Here is a 376-nt window from a genome sequence, read left to right as displayed (position 1 = left end):
ACGTTCTAAACACGCATCTTGGTCTCAGAGGCGTGGACAGGGCGCAGCAAATAGCGGCGTTGCTCGGCAGCGACTGGATCGGGTCGTCGGCATTTCAGGCTGCGCCGTCGATCATCTGCGGTGATCTCAACGCCATTCCGCTATCGCCCGCATACCGGACGCTTGCCCGGCAGTTTCGAGACGCCCAGCTTCTGGCCGGTGGTAAGCCGCGGCCGACCTATCCGTCGCGACTTCCGGTGCTGCGGATCGACCATGTCTTCGTCTCGGAAGGACTTGGTGTCAGGCGGGTGACGGCGATCGCCGATCCGCTGGCACGCCGCGCGTCCGATCATCTACCGCTGCTTGCGGAGATCGAGCCGTCGGCAGCGCTCACAAG

At 64.1% G+C, this 376-nt stretch carries 1 protein-coding gene; it reads left to right on the top strand.

Going from position 1 to position 376, the window contains the following annotated elements:
• The coding region (locus tag SB679_RS23295) for an endonuclease/exonuclease/phosphatase family protein (protein ID WP_410704661.1) at nucleotides 1-376 on the top strand (376 nt) is incomplete at both ends.

It is taken from the genome of Chryseobacterium sp. SIMBA_029 (genome assembly GCF_046535275.1).
GTDB lineage: Bacteria > Bacteroidota > Bacteroidia > Flavobacteriales > Weeksellaceae > Chryseobacterium.
The sequence above is the reverse complement of the archived record's forward strand: the minus strand, read 5'-3'. Positions and strand labels throughout refer to the sequence as shown.